Consider the following 16219-nt stretch of genomic DNA (forward strand, 5'->3'; position numbering starts at 1 on the left):
ATGAAAAAAATATTATTACTCTTATTTTTTGCTGTTCAAATTTTATTCGCACAAGTTGGAATAAACACTACAAATCCCAGCAATGCATCTGTACTCGATATTGAGGCCATAAATAGCGGCGGTGAAGTGGGCGGTTTAATTCTTCCCAGGGTATCTTTGAGTGAGCGAAATTTAATTCCTGTCACTGTGGAAGATGATGGATTAATGATTTACCTTATTGACGGAACAACACGCTGCTTACAATTATACGATGCATCTGCCACTCCGGCGGTGTGGAGGAATGTATATTGCATGCCCATTAATCAAGCACCGGAGGCATTAGACGTCACTTTTCAAGGTACGCTACAAGTTGGTAACACCTTAGAGGGATCATATACCTATACTGATAATGAAAATAATCCGGAAGGTATTTCTCAATATCAATGGTATCGCGCAGACGATTTTTTGGGAACGAATCTAACGGCAATCCCGGGTGCTACTTCGATAACCTACACCTTACAGGCTGCAGACTTAGATAGATATATTAGCTTTTCAGTCATTCCGGTAGCTACTGCCGGTACCACAACAGGAGACGAGAGTTTTAGTCCGTATCAAGGTCCAATTGCAGCAGACGGTTCTGGGGGAGTCATCATCTCTGAGATTGCAGATCCAAATAATAATTCAAATGCCCGGTTCCTGGAATTGACAAACAGAAGTACTACTGCAATAAATATAGGAAATTGGGTGATACGAAAATATGTGAACGGATCAGTCACAAACACTCAATCCTTTACGATTCCTGATGGTACTGTTATCAATGAAGGACAGAGTTTTGTTTTTTCAAATAATGAAGCGGAGTTTTTGGCGGTGTATGGTTTTGCTCCTAATTTTTCAAATACCAATGTAAATGGAGTGTTTGGCTCAAATGGTAACGATCCAATTGAAATTCTTAATTCATTAGGTGAGCGAATTGATATTTACGGCGTGGTTGGAACCAACCCCACCGGTACCTGTGCCGAATTTGAAGATGGGAGAGCACTTCGTGCTGCGGGGATCATCAATGGAGTTACAACCTGGAATGAGGGTCAATGGATTGTGAGAGCAGATAGTACTATACCAGCCTCGCAAGGATGTACGAATCATGCGAATGATCCTCAAAATGCTCCCGCTGCCACAGCACCCGGCGATCCAATTACCGGAGACTTTACCCCAGGAACGCATCCAAACTAATCGAATGAAAAAAATTCTCGTTGCTTTAGCGTTTACAGTTTATCCTATAATAAATGTAGCTCAAGGTGTCGCTATTAATACATCACAGCCAAGCCGGGCAGCTATGCTTTACTTAGAAAGTCTTAATTCAAGAAGTTTACAGTATGGAGGACTTCTCATCCCAATCGTAACAGAAGATCAACAGGCACTCATCCCTTCTCAACCTGCAGATGATGGAATGTTAGTCTACGTAAGTGATTTTACATCAGGAAAACACTGTCTTGATATTTGGGATGGTCAAAGTTTGGTCTGGCGCAGTGTTTATTGCAATGATCCACAATGTGATACGCTTTTATATGAAGAAGACTTTTCTGAGTATACGCCTCAATCTGGTCGCATTAATGGAGTAGATTCTGGGGATTATCCTACCGGCACCCCCTGGACCATTGATGATAGTCTTGCTAATTTTCCGGTTAACGGGACTGCACAAAATAATGACTACGCGTATACCAATGGCTCCAGCGAATTTGAGTTAGGAAATACAGATGGTCCAATTGTACTGACGTTTGATCCGGTAGACATTTCAGGATTTTCAACGGTATGCTTTTCGATTGAAATTAGGGGAGAGGGTGACTTAGAATACAATGAAGCACTGCACAACACTGATGATTCAAATAACTCAAATGATTACGTCAATGTAGAATACTCAACAGATGGAGGGGCTACATTCACTTTAATTACAAACTATGAAAATGGAGGTAACGATAACCATACACTTATTGCGACACCTCCAGGTCCGGGTCAGGGGTCGTTTCCAAACAGTACAGTATCTATTGAAGGACTCTCTGGTAGCTCACTTATTGTACGAGTTACATCTCAAATCTGGGCAGCAGATGAGTTTTTCTTTTACGATAATTTTAGGGTAGAAGGAGGAAACTAGCCAATATTCTTGTCTTTTTGTAATCTTTTTTTACATTTACTGGATAACCTCCAAAATTGACCCCATGAATATTTGCTTTATCATGTACCCCTGGGAAGATATCTCACCAGAGATGGATTCTTCTTTGTTGTTAATTCATGAATGTGTAAAACGTGGCCATAAGGTTGCTTTAGCAACTCCTGCTAATCTTACAATAAGAGATAGCATAACATACGGTTTCTGTAAAATGATTCAAAAACCTGAAAAGGTTTCTGTGTCGTTAAAATCATTTTATAAGCATACTAATTTTAAGGAGAAAATGCTTCCTCTAGCCGGCTTTGATGTTATTTTTATGCGGGCTAATCCACCATTAGATCCTATTGTGCTTAACTTTTTGGATTCTGTTAAAGATGATGTGTTTATCGTAAATGACTTACAAGGTTTACGTGAGGCAAATAACAAATTATATACGGCAGCACTAGATGATCCCAACAATGAGATTATTCCAAAGACACACGTTTCAAAAAACAAATCCTATCTCAAACAGGTAATTAAAGAAAATGAGCGTGATAAAATGATCATGAAACCGCTCAATGGTTTTGGGGGTAGCGGAGTAATTTTATTAGAGAAATCAGCCTTATCAAACATCAGTTCCTTACTGGATTTTTATATTGACAACAAAGATGGTTCGTCCAATTATGTGATTCTTCAAGACTATATTGAGGGTGCAGATCAAGGTGATGTACGTATTTTACTGTTAGGAGGGAAACCTATTGGTGCAGTACGAAGAATACCGGGGTCAGATGATCATCGTTCCAATATTTCAGCCGGTGGATCATTTGCCAAGCACGTACTTACGAAAGCAGAAAAAGAACTCTGTAAAAAAATAGGGGATAAGCTGGTAAGTGACGGACTTCATTTTGTAGGTATAGACGTGATTAATGGAATGTTGGTTGAGGTTAATGTGATGTCACCCGGCGGAATTAATTATATCAATAAAGTCAATAAAACTAAGATCCAAGAGAAGATTATTGACTTTTTGGAAGATAAAGTTGTAAATCAGCAAAAAGCATTTAAGCGTCGTGCCCAGCTAAAGAATTCATTGAGTGATGCATAGCATGTCTGTTGCTCAAATGATTGAGCATATCCATCAAGAAAAGTGTTTTCACGCTGTCGCGGAAGATTACTCCTTCACCTTAAAAATTGAGAAATATACCCACTACGTTTGCGGTGCAGTGCATGATGGACATCAATTTAGAAAAGAACTGTGGGATAATTGTATTCATACTGAATATGAACGTTGGTACGAAGAAGATCCCTGCACTAAACAAATGGTAGAGGCAATGCCTATTGTCATCGCCGGGTGTGATAGCAGATTTGAATATGACTTAAATCGAGCACCTGAAAATGCAATTTACGAAGACGCGTGGGGGAAGAAATTATGGAAATCACCTTTACCCGAAGCAGTAAAAAATAGAAGCCTGCAAAAGCACGCTTCATTCTATAAGATTGTCAATGCACTTATTGCAAAATTAAACGAACTGCACGATAAGGTGATTGTGTACGACATGCATAGTTATAATTGGAAACGTTGGGATAGACCGGTTCCAGTGATCAATTTAGGAACGGTTAACGTAGATGAAACTAAATATCAGGCAGATATATTGAGTTGGCGGGATACATTAGTTAACATTGATTTACCACATAATATAGCAACTACGGCTGGGATAAACGATACTTTTCAGGGAAATGGGTATTTTCTAAAATACATTACCACTCATTTTGAAAAAGTATTAGTCCTGGCGACAGAATTTAGCAAGATATACTGTGATGAAGAAAACTATGTGATTTATCCTGAAGTAGTTTTTGCCATAAAAGAAGCATTGAAAAAGAAAATTCCGGCACATGCCGAAGCATTTAAGCAACGACCACATGATTAGCGTAGATACCCAGCAATACGAGGCTTTGTTTAAAATAGACCGCGAAATAGATCGCTTGGTGAAAGATATTGAGTTGCTCAATTATTTGAATCCGCTGAATATTGAGCAGGAGAAAAAACGTTTTTTCGCTTCTAAATATTCGCTTGAACCAGAGTTTCATTACCGTAAGTTAAAGTTCAATCCCTTTAAACTTCAGCGTCAAATATTTAATCAACGCCTAGAGCGTATAGAAGATGATGATGTGCGCAAGCTGTATCAGGATATTATTTATGAGTATGCAGGATTAGTGCAGTGCATAGAAAGTATAGGTAAAGGAAGACCCTTTTATTTCAATTCACTTAAGGTATTTGGTACACCAAAGGAGCGTGATGTACAAAATGCGAGATTCATTCTACATTTTCAGGATGAGGAAGATGAACCAGAAGAAGAAAAATTACTCGATGTAGATGCTGCAATAGATTACTTTGAACACTTCTCACAGCGCTATTCGTTTAACTTTTCCATTCAAAAATCGACAAATATTTCCGCGGCAGCGATGGTACTAAATTCGGCTGAAGCACTAGTACTCAAAAAGAATCATAAGTATAGCCAACACCAATTAAAGGTCTTGGCTAATCACGAAATTGGCGTTCATCTGGTCACCACCTTTAACGGTAAATCACAGCCCTTGCAAATTTTCTCCAACGGTTTTGTACGAAATACTGAAACCCAAGAAGGACTGGCAGTCTTTAGTGAATATATGTCTGGTTGCTTGAACTTAAAGCGATTAAAAGAGCTTTCATATCGCGTGATAGCTGCTGATAGTTTGATCAAAGGATATTCTTTTTCAGATACGTTTGATTTATTATTTAGTCAGTACAAACTAGATCGGGATGAGGCCTGGCAAATCACATTAAGGGTGCATCGCGGTGGAGGTTTCACCAAGGATTATATGTACCTCACGGGGCTCAAGAAAATTTATAATTTCTATCAGGAAGGTAATGATTTAGGCGATTTGTTGACAGGTAAAGTTCATCTCACGGCATTACCCGTGATTAAAAAACTTCAAGGTTTAGGATTAGCGCATAAAAATCAGCATTACACAGATAGTTATCATACCAATCTTAATACCAATAAAACGGTAGATTTCATTCTGCATAATTTGAAGTAGTAACACTAGTACTAAAATATTACCTTTGCACCGCAGAACACCAAAAATTACATGAGTCAAAAAATCTTACTTAACGCCAAAGAGATTAATGTAATTCTACATCGATTAGCGTGTCAGCTCATTGAAAACCATGGTGATTTTTCACAGACCGTACTTATCGGACTTCAACCCAGAGGAACTTTTCTAGTCAACCGTATCGCAACGATTTTAAAAAAGGACTATCAAATCCATAATTTATCATTAGGGTATTTGGACACTACCTTCTTTAGAGATGATTTTAGACGTAGCGGGAAACCTTTATCTGCTAATAAAACTCAAATTGATTTTATTGTAGAAAATAAGAGCGTAGTCTTTATAGATGATGTGCTTTATACGGGCCGAAGCATAAGAGCAGCACTTACTGCCATTCAATCTTTTGGCCGACCCAAACAAATCGAATTACTCACATTCATTGACCGAAGGTTTAGCCGGCATTTACCCATTCAGCCGGATTATAACGGCAGGCAGGTAGATGCTATTAATGATCAAAAGGTTAAGGTATGCTGGAAAGAAAATGAGGGCGAGGATACCGTATATTTAATTGAAAAAGAAGATAGCTATGAGTGAATTGAGTGTACCTCACTTATTGGGAATAAAATATCTAAACGAGGCAGATATTGAGCTTATCTTTAAAACGGCTGATCAATTTAAAGAGGTCATTAATCGCCCCATCAAAAAAGTTCCTTCTTTGCGTGACATCACGGTTGCCAATCTTTTTTTTGAAAACAGCACTCGAACCAAACTATCGTTTGAATTGGCAGAAAAACGCTTAAGCGCAGATGTGATTAATTTTTCGGCAGCCGCATCATCTGTTAAAAAGGGAGAAACCCTTATTGATACGGTAAATAATATCCTTTCTATGAAAGTGGATATGGTCGTCATGAGACATCCTAATCCGGGAGCAGGAATATTTCTCTCTAAACATATCAATGCCAGTATCATAAATGCGGGTGATGGAGCTCATGAACATCCTACCCAAGCGTTGCTGGATTCATTTTCAATTCGTGAACGTTTGGGAGAAGTGAGAGGTAAAAATGTAGTGATCGTTGGAGATATTTTACATAGCAGAGTTGCACTAAGTAATATTTACGCCTTAAAATTACAAGGTGCTAATGTAAAGGTTTGTGGACCAAAATCTTTATTGCCAAAACACATTGACTCACTTGGAGTAGAAGTTGAGCTTAATTTAGATAAAGCCCTAGCATGGTGTGATGTGGCAAATATGTTACGCGTACAACATGAACGTATGGATGTAAGCTATTTCCCTAGTACCAGAGAGTATGCACAGCAGTTTGGAGTCACTAAAAAACGCTTAGATCAATTGGATAAAGAGATTGTGATCATGCACCCAGGACCAATAAATCGCGGAGTCGAATTAACCAGTGATGTAGCCGATTCGCACCACGCCATTATCTTAGATCAAGTACAAAATGGAGTTGCAGTTAGAATGGCAGTCTTATACCTGCTTGCTTCAAAAATTGAACGTAATGAAAATTGAAAAGAAAGAAAAATATACTTTAATTAAGGATGAGAAAGATAACCTTGCCAATTTTGCAGGATATCTTACCGGCAGAATTGAGGAATTTAAAGATCAAAATCTTGTCATTGATCTATTGAAATACGATGAAGCAGAACTTACTGATTTGCTTAATTTTTTAGAGGTGTCTGTGATCCATCGAAGAAAGAAGAGGTCATTTGTCATGCTCAATATTTCCTTATCCACTTCAGAAATTCCTAATGAGTTATTGATCGTACCTACCCTTCAGGAAGCAGAGGATATTATAGCGATGGAAGAGATTGAACGCGATCTTGGATTTTAATCAAATAACACTTTCTTAGCAGTCGTTTTAGACACCACGGTGTACTTTAGTATAAAATAGATGTATGAAACTAACTATACTTGGATGTTTTTCGGCTTCGCCCAGTTCTAATGCAAAACCTACATCCCAAGTATTAGAGATTGCCAACCACGTAATATTAATCGATTGTGGTGAAAATACGCAGGTTGAACTGCGTAGACAGAAAATCAAATTTTCTAGAATTAAGCAGATTTTTATCTCTCATTTGCATGGAGACCACTTTTACGGATTAATTGGCCTAATTTCAACTTTTAGCCTCCTGAATAGAAAAACAGATCTTCATGTTTATGGACCTAAAGGAATTAAAGAAATTATTCTCCTACAGCTTAAGTATGGCAATGCCTACACCACATTTGAGCTATATTTTCATGAGTTGACCTCCGCCGAATCTGAGCTTGTGTTTGAGGATCATAAAATTGAAGTACACACCATTCCGCTAGAGCATCGCGTGTACACTAATGGCTATTTATATAAAGAAAAACCCGGTGATCGTAAATTAAACATGGCTCAGGTAGAAAAATACCCCATCGAAGTTTCACAATACAACAACCTCAAAAAAGGTAAAGATGTGGTGCTGGATGACGGTAGTATTATTGCAAATAAGGAACTTACACTAGATCCCTTACCGCCGCGTAGTTATGCATTTTGCAGTGACACTAAGTATAAACCAGATATTATTCCGCTAATAAAAGGGGTAACGGGATTGTATCATGAGAGTACCTTTTTAGAAAGCCATGTTCATTTATGTGAAAAAACAAAGCATGCGACCGCAAAGCAAGCTGCTAAAATTGCAAAGGCTGCAGAGGTTGGATTATTGATTTTAGGTCATTATTCCGGTCGATATAAATCCCTTTCTCTATTTAAGGCTGAAGCCGAAGAGGTTTTTGATCATGTCGCATTAGCTGAAGATGGTAAAGTCTTTGAATTTGATTAACATTTTCTTAATTAAACTTTGCCGAAGCGTATTTTTTTAGCGCGGCATTTCTTGTAAATTGCAGGCATGGCAAAAGAACTGCACGACTACCGAAAAAGTTACGAAAAGGGAGAACTCCTTGAAGAAAATTTAGGCGAATACCCGTGGATGTTGTTTCAACAATGGTTTGAAGAGGCAGAGCAGTCTGGTGAAGTAGAAGAGCCCAATGCGGTAGCTGTCTCAACTATTGGCGAAGATGGATTTCCTAAAACGCGCATTGTTCTCCTAAAAGCTACCGACAAGAATACCTTTACATTTTATACCAACTACACCTCAGAAAAAGGTCAGGCAATAGCGCATAATAACCACATTTGCCTATCTTTCTTTTGGCCGGGACTAGAACGCCAAGTCATCATTAAAGGCATCGCTAAAAAAACAGATCCTCAAACTGCAGATGCATATTTTGCCAGCAGACCTAAGGGCAGTCAATTAGGTGCCTGGGCATCAGATCAAAGTTTAAGGATTACTTCACGCGAGGTCCTAGAAAAAAGCTTAAAAGCTTTAGAAGAGAAATATGCGAATAAGGAAGTCCCGCGTCCCCCGCACTGGGGAGGATTTACGGTAACCTCTCATGAAATGGAATTTTGGCAAGGAAGACCAAACCGTCTTCATGATCGTATTCGATATGTAGTAAATGATCAGGGAGAGTGGATTAAAGAACGTTTAGCTCCTTAATAATGAAAAAACTAATTTTAATACGGCATGGTAAATCTGCCTGGGATGAACCATTGGCAGATCATGAACGTCCACTGAAAAAGCGGGGATTTGATGATGGGGAGCTGGTATCCTCGGCATTTAAAGAATATCTTGATCAGCCTGTAACAATAATTTCTAGTTATGCCAATAGGGCGTTGACAACAGCCAGAATCTTTCAAAAAAACTTAAGCGTAGGCGAAGATGACTTTCATGTGATAGATGATCTTTACACTTTTGATGGCGGGAGTTTGCTTAAGACAATTAAAGCTCAGCCGGATCAAATAGATACACTTATGGTTTTTGGACATAATCCAGCGATGACTAGTATTGTTAATCAATTGGGTGATGAATTCACACCTAATGTTCCCACAACCGGTTTGACCGTTATTGAATTTGATACCAATCGTTGGAAAGAAGTTTCTAACGGCAAAACACTACTAACACTTTACCCTAAGTTCCTTCGCTAACTATGGCAGAAAAAAGATATATAAATCGTGATCTTAGCTGGCTTCAGTTTAACGCACGTGTGCTACAAGAGGCTACAGATGCTGATGTTCCACTTATTGAACGCCTTAGGTTTTTAGGGATATTCTCTAATAATTTGGATGAATTCTTCAGGGTGCGTTATGCTTCGATAAAGCGCATTGAGATGGCGGGTAAGAAGGGTAGAAAAGTGTTAGGAGGATTTACAGCGAATGAGCTTTTGGGGCAAATCACAAAAGTTGTTATTGATCAACAGGCAGAGAGTATTGCTATACTTTCAGAAATAGAAAAAAAGCTTGAAGCTCATAACGTATACATGATTAATGAGGATCAGACTACTGAAGACCAAGGTGTTTTTCTCAAAAATTACTTTTTAGAAAAGGTTAGTCCGGCTTTAGTTAACATTATGTTGAATGACCTTGAAGAGCTTCCGCGTTTAAAAGATAGTGCTGCTTATTTAGCGATTAAACTGGTGCTTAAGACTGAAGAAAGCAAGGAAAATCAAAAGCTTGAAAAACGATATCTTTTGATAGAAATACCAAAGGGTATTCAACGTTTTGTGGTACTTCCTGAAGAAAATGGTCATATCTATATCATGATGCTTGATGATCTTATTCGGTATAATTTCAAAACTATTTTCAACATTTTTGAGTATGAAAGTATATCGGCACATATGATCAAAATCACCAGAGATGCCGAAATTGAAATGTCTGAAGATTTTAGCCAAAGCTATCTGGAGAAGCTCACTAAAGGAGTAAAGGACAGGTCAGATGGTGATCCAGTGCGTTTTGTGTATGATCAAACGATTGATACTGATACCCTCAATTTTCTAATGAGTAAAATGGGAATTGATGATAAAGACAGTATTATTCCTGGTGGACGTTATCATAATAAGCGGGATTACATGAGCTTTCCCAGCTTAGGAAAACAAGAACTTCTCTATAAAAAATATCAACCGCTTGAGATCCCTAATCTCATCATACAGACTAGCCTCTTTAGTCAAATTAAAAAGAAGGATTTTTTGCAATATGTACCTTATCAAACCTTTAGATACACCGTGAAATTTTTGCGGGAAGCAGCTTTGGACCCTAAGGTTACTTCAATTAAAATTACGCTTTACCGCATAGCGACCATTTCCCACATTGCCAGTTCACTGAGCAACGCAGCAAAAAATGGTAAAGAGGTTACTGTTTCTATTGAATTACAAGCAAGATTTGATGAAGCCAACAATATCATGCATGCAGAGCGCCTGCAAAAAGAAGGGGTGAAAGTTATCTTTGGTGTGCCTGGACTAAAAGTCCATGCTAAAGCATGCGTAATTGAGCGTAGAGAAGGAGGAAAGCTTAGACGATATGGCTTTATTAGTACAGGAAACTTTAATGAAAATACGGCGCGTTTTTATACAGATTATACCTTATTCACCGCTAATAAATCGATATGCAGGGACATTGATAAAGTCTTTTCGTTTTTTGAGATTAATTACCGTGTTCGAAAATTCAAGCACTTAATCGTATCTCCGCATTATACGCGGGATATGCTTAATGAACTCATTAACAATGAAATTAATGCTGCTAAGGCAGGTAAAAAATCAGGAATATCACTTAAACTTAATAGTCTTTCTGATTATAAAATGATCGATAAACTCTATGAAGCTAGTTCTGCCGGGGTTAGAATTAAATTGATCGTACGTGGTATTTGTAGTTTAATCCCCGGGGTAGCGGGAATGAGCGAAAATATAGAGGCGATTAGCATTGTAGATAAGTACTTGGAGCATCCGCGGTTGTATATTTTTGAAAACTGGGGAAATGCAAAAGTGTATATTTCTTCAGCAGACTTCATGACACGTAATTTAGATCGTAGGGTAGAAATTGCTTGCCCAGTTTATGATGAAGACATAAAAAATGAGTTGATTGATACATTTTTAATTTGTTGGAATGACACCGTCAAAGCACGGGACCTTGGTTCTAAAGGACAAATAGGATATAGAAGATCCACCGATAAAATCAAACTACGAAGCCAGTTTGCGACCTACGATTACTATTTGGAAAAATTAGCGCAATCTAATGTAGACTCATAATTTGGTCAACCTATGCTAGACATAAAAAAATATGCTGCGATAGATATAGGGTCTAACGCGATACGTTTACTCATTTCAACGGTTACCGATGTTGAAGGCAGACCGCCGGTCTTTAAAAAGACTTCTCTAGTGCGTGTTCCCATACGACTAGGATCAGATGTTTTTGTAAATAATGCGATATCAGAACGAAATATCCAGCGTATGATTGATTCTATGAAGGCCTATCAATTACTCATGGATACACATCAAGTAAAAGCTTACAAGGCGTGCGCAACTTCTGCTATGCGTGAAGCTGATAATGGTTTGGCTGTCGCCGAAAGAATTAAAGAAGAAACGGGAATTAGTATTGAAATTATAGATGGTGATTCTGAAGCTGCCATCATTGCCGCAACAGATCTAAACGATTTAATAGATAGCAAAAAGTCCTATTTATACGTAGATGTTGGGGGAGGGAGTACAGAATTCACTATCTATTCTCATGGCGAAACGATCACCTCCCGAAGCTTTAAATTAGGAACTGTACGTTTACTAAATGACCTGGTGTCCCCCGAAACATGGATAGAACTGGAGCAGTGGATAAAGGCTAATACAAAGTCGCTTGAGGGTATAGATTTAATAGGGTCAGGGGGAAACATCAATAATATTTTTAAATCAAGTGGTAAAGCGATGGGTAAACCTTTATCGTACTTTTATTTGAGTTCTTATTATCAATTACTCACATCATTAACGTACGAAGAGCGTATCGTACAGCTTAACCTAAACCAGGATAGGGCAGATGTTATCGTTCCGGCGGCAAAAATTTATCTCTCTGCCATGAAATGGAGCAAAGCAAGAAAAATATACGTTCCAAAAATCGGTTTATCTGATGGAATTATTAAAACATTGTATAACCAGGATAAAGCAGCTTTAAGCACGTGATTCAGATTTCTGGCTTATTTTTAAAGAGATCACATAAAATTTATGCATTTTTGTGCCTGTTCAACGTTGGATATATGAAAAAAGTCTTTACGCTTCTTTTATTTCTCGGTCTCTTTGGTGCAAATGCTCAAAATGTCAAATATGGCTTGAAAGTGGGATTCAATTATTCCTCTTTGGTATTTGATGATCAACCTTCCATCGATGGCATGTTAGAAGAAGAAGTAGAGCTACCTACGTTTGATGACACTTATCGCATAGGATTTGTTTTTGGAGGTATTGCAGAAATTCAATTGAGCAATTCATTTTTTCTTCAACCAGAATTAATGTTTTCATCGCAGGGAAGCAAAGACGAAACTTCACGTATCAACTATCTGCAGGTTCCTATCCTAGGAAAATATCGTTTTGTAAAAAATCTTGATTTGCAATTTGGTCCTCAAGTTGGAGTTAAAAGCTGGGAGTCAGAAGAGCGTGATATCTTTAGGTACATGGACTACGCCGCTGTAATCGGGCTGGGTTATACCTATAAAGAGCGCTATTTTGCCGATTTACGATATACATACGGATTTGCAGATATTTTGAGAGACTCTGATCAATTAAATACCACCGTAAACAATCAATATGTTCAATTCGTTATTGGATATAAACTTTAATATAACTTAACCTAAAACAAATACAATTTATGAAAGATCTATGTTTATTTATCATTGCCCTTATTACAGTGAATAGTATCGCACAAACTGATTTTAGAGGAGTATCCTGGGGTGCTACTACACAGATGGTATTATCTCAAGAAGATAATAATCTGATTTCAAATGAAGAAAATAAGTTAATCTATGAGGTGTCTCTAGGAGATATCAATGGTACGATGATGTATCAATTTACATCTTCAAATAAGCTGATGTCTGGTAAATATTTTTTAACGCCAGATTATGTGAATAGTACGTTTTATATACGTGACTATGAGCTATTTCAAGATTTGCTTACTCAAAAATACGGTCAGCCTGTATCTTATCCAAGAACAAATGGTATTGATAAAGATAATTGGGGACCAAAGTTGGTAGAGGGCTCACTAAATCTTGAGACGCGTTGGGAAACAGATCGTGCAGAAATTTCATTGATTTCTCTTAAAACTACCGATAGAGTTTTAATTCAGATTGATTATGTATCTAATGAATTTGGGAGAATGGGAATTAAAGAAAAGAAAAAACAAATCCTAAAGGACCTGTAATATTCTAATTACTTTATTAAAAGGTCATCCTAGTGGTGACCTTTTTTATTTTAACCAGATTTTATCGATCAGAAGCTCAAATTCTTGAGGTTTCTTATTACCGATCAAAAAACCGATTTCATTGATTACATCCTTATTAAAGTTTTCCAGGTCGAGTGTTCTGCCTCTAAATGTTGGGTAAAAATCTTTTAGTTTTAAATGAATCTTCTGCCATTCTCCAGAGGTCTCAAAATAGTGAATGTACGAATGACGATCTTGCTGAGTTCTTGAAAGTCTAAGTTGATAACGTTTACCGTCACCTTTAACGTTAAGTACGATTTGTTCACAACCTGAAATATTTATATCACCTGGTCTGTAACGTATAGAGGCAAATCCACCATTGTTTTCCAGAGAGATCTGTCCGCTAAATTTTCCGTAACCATCTTTAGTAAGTAGAATTGAACTACTGGACCTTCCACCCATAACTACATCGTCTTCTATAAACCATTGAGACAAATTTGAGTCTTTTGAAAAATCAAATATCGTTGTAGGTTCCATAAAGATGAGAAATAAGAATGTAATATATGAATAAAAAACTTTCACGGGATAAAGTTGAATGTTTACAACCTAATACTGCGTTAAAGATTCGTTATAAATCTAATTTGATTTGATGAGTAGGATACTACCCAGCTTTACATTCTGGATTTGAAGGATATAAATACCATTGGCAAGTGTTGAGACGTCAATTAGTGGTTTGGCAGAATTAATTTCTTCAGATAATAATTGTTTTCCATCCAGCGAATAAATTGACAATGAAATGCCATCCCACTTTTTTGGAAATCTTGATACATCTAATACATTTTCAACAGGATTTGGTATTAATGTTTCCGGTGTTGTATTTTCAGCTGTAGAAAGAGTACTACAAGATGATTGATCAACATAGTCCTCTATCGCATCAAATATTTCTTTTTCTACCGTATAAAATGCAGAATTATCATCGATCTGATAGCCGCTACCGTTACCGTTAGTTAAGAAAATTAAACCCAAATCTTGTTCTGTGTCAACATAAGCATCGCTCACCAATCCATACGCCTCACCGGGATGACCAAATGCGCTATTACTTAGAGGTAGAACAACATCATTGTTTGGTGTATTGGTAATGCGATGTATTCCCAGCCCCCAACTCCTAAACAAGCCAAAATAGTTATTACCATTAGAGCCATTAAATGTCCAGTGATCAAAAAACATCTCATCAATAGTATCTGATGACAACAGTTCATAATCTCCTACTAGACCATTTTTTAAAAAACTACTGTAAATCGTAGCCAGATCTGTAGTGGAAATACGCAAACCTCCCTGAGGCGAAAATCGCAATCCATTATTCCCGGGAATATAGTTGTTGAGGTTCGTAAATGTGGGCGGAGTTCCCTGAAAATTGTCTACTTGCGGCTCCCAATCACCATTAATTTTACGATAAATAACGGCCAGATCATCAATATCATTTAAATCGGTAACGTTAAAACTGGCATCAATACCTAATGGATCGAATATTTCTTCTTTACAGTACACATCAAATCTTGTGTCTGTTACACGCTCAATAATAGTAGCGATTATACCAAAATTGATATTTGAATAATTAAAATAGGTTCCCGGTTCGATTGCATTAAATTGATCTGACGTATAATATAAACCCGCTGGCGAAAGTAACTCACTTAGGTTTGGGATTGGATCGTCATTGACGGTTGCTGAAAGAAATGCCCCGTAGGTTGAACCATCGATTATGCTTGAGGTATGCGAAAGTAGCATGCCCAATGTGATTGCAGTATCTGGGAAACTGGGATTTCTAACAGTGAAGCCCAGCAAATCTGAAATATCCTGTGTGATGGAAATGATCCCTTCTTCTTCTAGCTGCATAACTGCTATTGCTGTGATGGATTTAGATACGCTGGCAATTCTAAATTTAGTATTTGTATTCACAGATAGGTTTCTGGTGACGTCTGCTGTTCCAAAATGAACTTCATCAATGATGCCCTCAGAACAAAAAACGACAACACTCCCACCAAGAAGATCATTGGATTGTGCAATATTCTGAACAGACGACGATAAATCTTGTCCTCTTATGAGCGTAGAAATACCAATACAAAGAAGTGCAAAAATATACTTAAGGTTATCCATGCATAGTTTCAGTTTTACTTAATTCCTTCATTATCTCTGCTTCATACGCAAGTAAATTCTGCCATTTTCGATCCACGATGTTTCTGTCTTCATATTTACGGGCAAAATTTAAAAACATAGTGTAGTGGTGCGCCTCACTAATCATGAGTTTATGATAAAAACGTGCTAATTCTTTTTCTTTTAACTCTTCAGAGAGTAATCTAAATCGTTCACAGCTCCGCGCCTCAATTAGTGCAGCGTACAACAAATTATGAATGAGTTTATCTTTTATAGGTCCGCCTTTTGGAAAAAACCTGCGCAAGGACAATACGTATTCATCTTTTTGGGGAAGTCCTAGTGTCCAGCCTCGTTCAATAATTTTATCATGAACCATTTTAAAATGACTCATCTCTTCTTCAACTAACTCAACCATAGCCTGAACCAGCTCTGTATACTCAGGAAAGAGCACAATAAACGATATCGCAGAGGAGGCTGCTTTTTGTTCGCAAAACGCATGATCGATCAAAATCTCCTTAATGTTTTTTTCTACGATATTGACCCATCGCGGGTCAGTAGGAAGTTTTAGCCCAAGCATTTTGATATCTTCTTTCTGGCT

At 37.6% G+C, this 16219-nt stretch carries 18 protein-coding genes; 15 read left to right on the forward strand and 3 right to left on the reverse strand.

Annotation, left to right across the window (positions count from 1 at the left end; all coding sequences use genetic code 11):
• From ABD000_RS00735 to ABD000_RS00805, 15 genes are all read left to right on the forward strand, one after another.
• Nucleotides 1–1209, forward strand: coding sequence for a lamin tail domain-containing protein (locus ABD000_RS00735; protein WP_343762537.1), 1209 nt, complete (start codon nucleotides 1–3; stop codon nucleotides 1207–1209).
• Between the two features lie 4 nt (nucleotides 1210–1213).
• Nucleotides 1214–2128, forward strand: coding sequence for a hypothetical protein (locus ABD000_RS00740; protein ID WP_343762539.1), 915 nt, complete (start codon nucleotides 1214–1216; stop codon nucleotides 2126–2128).
• 64 nt (nucleotides 2129–2192) lie between these two features.
• Nucleotides 2193–3224 carry a glutathione synthase gene (gene gshB, locus ABD000_RS00745; RefSeq protein WP_343762542.1) on the forward strand — a complete coding sequence of 344 codons (1032 nt, stop codon included), beginning with the start codon at nucleotides 2193–2195 and terminating at the stop codon, nucleotides 3222–3224.
• A gap of 1 nt (nucleotide 3225) precedes the next feature.
• Entirely contained in the window at nucleotides 3226–4047 is an 822-nt protein-coding gene (locus ABD000_RS00750) for an N-formylglutamate amidohydrolase (RefSeq protein WP_343762545.1), read from the forward strand.
• Nucleotides 4013–5197 carry a peptidase MATCAP family protein gene (locus tag ABD000_RS00755; RefSeq protein WP_343762548.1) on the forward strand — a complete coding sequence of 395 codons (1185 nt, stop codon included), beginning with the start codon at nucleotides 4013–4015 and terminating at the stop codon, nucleotides 5195–5197. The genes ABD000_RS00750 and ABD000_RS00755 overlap by 35 nt, the downstream gene beginning before the upstream one ends.
• A gap of 51 nt (nucleotides 5198–5248) precedes the next feature.
• A complete protein-coding gene (gene pyrR / locus ABD000_RS00760) occupies nucleotides 5249–5803 on the forward strand; it encodes a bifunctional pyr operon transcriptional regulator/uracil phosphoribosyltransferase PyrR (RefSeq protein ID WP_343762550.1) in 555 nt (184 codons plus the stop codon).
• Nucleotides 5796–6734, forward strand: a complete 939-nt coding sequence (locus ABD000_RS00765; protein ID WP_343762552.1) for an aspartate carbamoyltransferase catalytic subunit — start codon at nucleotides 5796–5798, stop codon at nucleotides 6732–6734. Before pyrR ends, ABD000_RS00765 begins: the two co-directional genes overlap by 8 nt.
• On the forward strand, nucleotides 6724–7056 hold the full coding sequence (locus tag ABD000_RS00770; protein ID WP_343762560.1) for a ribonuclease Z: 333 nt from the start codon (nucleotides 6724–6726) through the stop codon (nucleotides 7054–7056). The genes ABD000_RS00765 and ABD000_RS00770 overlap by 11 nt, the downstream gene beginning before the upstream one ends.
• 64 nt (nucleotides 7057–7120) lie before the next feature.
• On the forward strand, nucleotides 7121–8029 hold the full coding sequence (locus ABD000_RS00775) for a ribonuclease Z (protein WP_343762562.1): 909 nt from the start codon (nucleotides 7121–7123) through the stop codon (nucleotides 8027–8029).
• A gap of 66 nt (nucleotides 8030–8095) precedes the next feature.
• A complete protein-coding gene (pdxH, locus tag ABD000_RS00780; RefSeq protein ID WP_343762564.1) occupies nucleotides 8096–8743 on the forward strand; it encodes a pyridoxamine 5'-phosphate oxidase in 648 nt (215 codons plus the stop codon).
• A gap of 2 nt (nucleotides 8744–8745) precedes the next feature.
• On the forward strand, nucleotides 8746–9231 hold the full coding sequence (locus ABD000_RS00785; RefSeq protein WP_343762566.1) for a SixA phosphatase family protein: 486 nt from the start codon (nucleotides 8746–8748) through the stop codon (nucleotides 9229–9231).
• Between the two features lie 2 nt (nucleotides 9232–9233).
• Complete coding sequence (gene ppk1, locus ABD000_RS00790) at nucleotides 9234–11324, forward strand: polyphosphate kinase 1 (RefSeq protein ID WP_343762568.1); 2091 nt, start codon at nucleotides 9234–9236, stop codon at nucleotides 11322–11324.
• Between the two features lie 12 nt (nucleotides 11325–11336).
• Nucleotides 11337–12242, forward strand: a complete 906-nt coding sequence (locus ABD000_RS00795; RefSeq protein WP_343762570.1) for a Ppx/GppA phosphatase family protein — start codon at nucleotides 11337–11339, stop codon at nucleotides 12240–12242.
• A 74-nt stretch (nucleotides 12243–12316) separates the two neighbouring features.
• Entirely contained in the window at nucleotides 12317–12892 is a 576-nt protein-coding gene (locus ABD000_RS00800) for a porin family protein (protein WP_343762572.1), read from the forward strand.
• A 29-nt stretch (nucleotides 12893–12921) separates the two neighbouring features.
• A complete protein-coding gene (locus tag ABD000_RS00805; protein ID WP_343762574.1) occupies nucleotides 12922–13470 on the forward strand; it encodes a hypothetical protein in 549 nt (182 codons plus the stop codon).
• Nucleotides 13471–13515: 45 nt separating this feature from the next.
• On the opposite strand, the gene ABD000_RS00810 is transcribed toward ABD000_RS00805, so the two are convergent.
• The 3 genes from ABD000_RS00810 to ABD000_RS00820 form a co-directional block, all read right to left on the reverse strand.
• Nucleotides 13516–14007 (reverse strand): CIA30 family protein, encoded by a 492-nt coding sequence (locus ABD000_RS00810; RefSeq protein WP_343762576.1) that lies wholly within the window; start codon nucleotides 14005–14007, stop codon nucleotides 13516–13518.
• Nucleotides 14008–14106: 99 nt separating this feature from the next.
• Entirely contained in the window at nucleotides 14107–15624 is a 1518-nt protein-coding gene (locus ABD000_RS00815) for a serine hydrolase domain-containing protein (protein ID WP_343762580.1), read from the reverse strand.
• Nucleotides 15617–16198 carry a MiaE family protein gene (locus ABD000_RS00820; protein WP_343762910.1) on the reverse strand — a complete coding sequence of 194 codons (582 nt, stop codon included), beginning with the start codon at nucleotides 16196–16198 and terminating at the stop codon, nucleotides 15617–15619. The genes ABD000_RS00815 and ABD000_RS00820 overlap by 8 nt, the downstream gene beginning before the upstream one ends.
• Nucleotides 16199–16219: the final 21 nt, after the last annotated feature.

The organism is Gangjinia marincola (assembly GCF_039523415.1).
Taxonomy (GTDB): Bacteria; Bacteroidota; Bacteroidia; order Flavobacteriales; family Flavobacteriaceae; genus Gangjinia; species Gangjinia marincola.

Excerpts from the sequence above, each read along its gene's own strand:
- ABD000_RS00735 (WP_343762537.1), top strand. The coding sequence starts at position 1 with ATGAAAAAAATATTATTACTCTTATTTTTTGCTGTTCAAATTTTATTC.
- ABD000_RS00740 (WP_343762539.1), top strand. The coding sequence starts at position 1,214 with ATGAAAAAAATTCTCGTTGCTTTAGCGTTTACAGTTTATCCTATAATA.
- gshB (WP_343762542.1), top strand. The coding sequence starts at position 2,193 with ATGAATATTTGCTTTATCATGTACCCCTGGGAAGATATCTCACCAGAG.
- ABD000_RS00750 (WP_343762545.1), top strand. The coding sequence starts at position 3,226 with ATGTCTGTTGCTCAAATGATTGAGCATATCCATCAAGAAAAGTGTTTT.
- ABD000_RS00755 (WP_343762548.1), top strand. The coding sequence starts at position 4,013 with ATGCCGAAGCATTTAAGCAACGACCACATGATTAGCGTAGATACCCAG.
- pyrR (WP_343762550.1), top strand. The coding sequence starts at position 5,249 with ATGAGTCAAAAAATCTTACTTAACGCCAAAGAGATTAATGTAATTCTA.
- ABD000_RS00765 (WP_343762552.1), top strand. The coding sequence starts at position 5,796 with ATGAGTGAATTGAGTGTACCTCACTTATTGGGAATAAAATATCTAAAC.
- ABD000_RS00770 (WP_343762560.1), top strand. The coding sequence starts at position 6,724 with ATGAAAATTGAAAAGAAAGAAAAATATACTTTAATTAAGGATGAGAAA.
- ABD000_RS00775 (WP_343762562.1), top strand. The coding sequence starts at position 7,121 with ATGAAACTAACTATACTTGGATGTTTTTCGGCTTCGCCCAGTTCTAAT.
- pdxH (WP_343762564.1), top strand. The coding sequence starts at position 8,096 with ATGGCAAAAGAACTGCACGACTACCGAAAAAGTTACGAAAAGGGAGAA.
- ABD000_RS00785 (WP_343762566.1), top strand. The coding sequence starts at position 8,746 with ATGAAAAAACTAATTTTAATACGGCATGGTAAATCTGCCTGGGATGAA.
- ppk1 (WP_343762568.1), top strand. The coding sequence starts at position 9,234 with ATGGCAGAAAAAAGATATATAAATCGTGATCTTAGCTGGCTTCAGTTT.
- ABD000_RS00795 (WP_343762570.1), top strand. The coding sequence starts at position 11,337 with ATGCTAGACATAAAAAAATATGCTGCGATAGATATAGGGTCTAACGCG.
- ABD000_RS00800 (WP_343762572.1), top strand. The coding sequence starts at position 12,317 with ATGAAAAAAGTCTTTACGCTTCTTTTATTTCTCGGTCTCTTTGGTGCA.
- ABD000_RS00805 (WP_343762574.1), top strand. The coding sequence starts at position 12,922 with ATGAAAGATCTATGTTTATTTATCATTGCCCTTATTACAGTGAATAGT.
- ABD000_RS00810 (WP_343762576.1), bottom strand. The coding sequence starts at position 14,007 with ATGGAACCTACAACGATATTTGATTTTTCAAAAGACTCAAATTTGTCT.
- ABD000_RS00815 (WP_343762580.1), bottom strand. The coding sequence starts at position 15,624 with ATGGATAACCTTAAGTATATTTTTGCACTTCTTTGTATTGGTATTTCT.
- ABD000_RS00820 (WP_343762910.1), bottom strand. The coding sequence starts at position 16,198 with ATGCTTGGGCTAAAACTTCCTACTGACCCGCGATGGGTCAATATCGTA.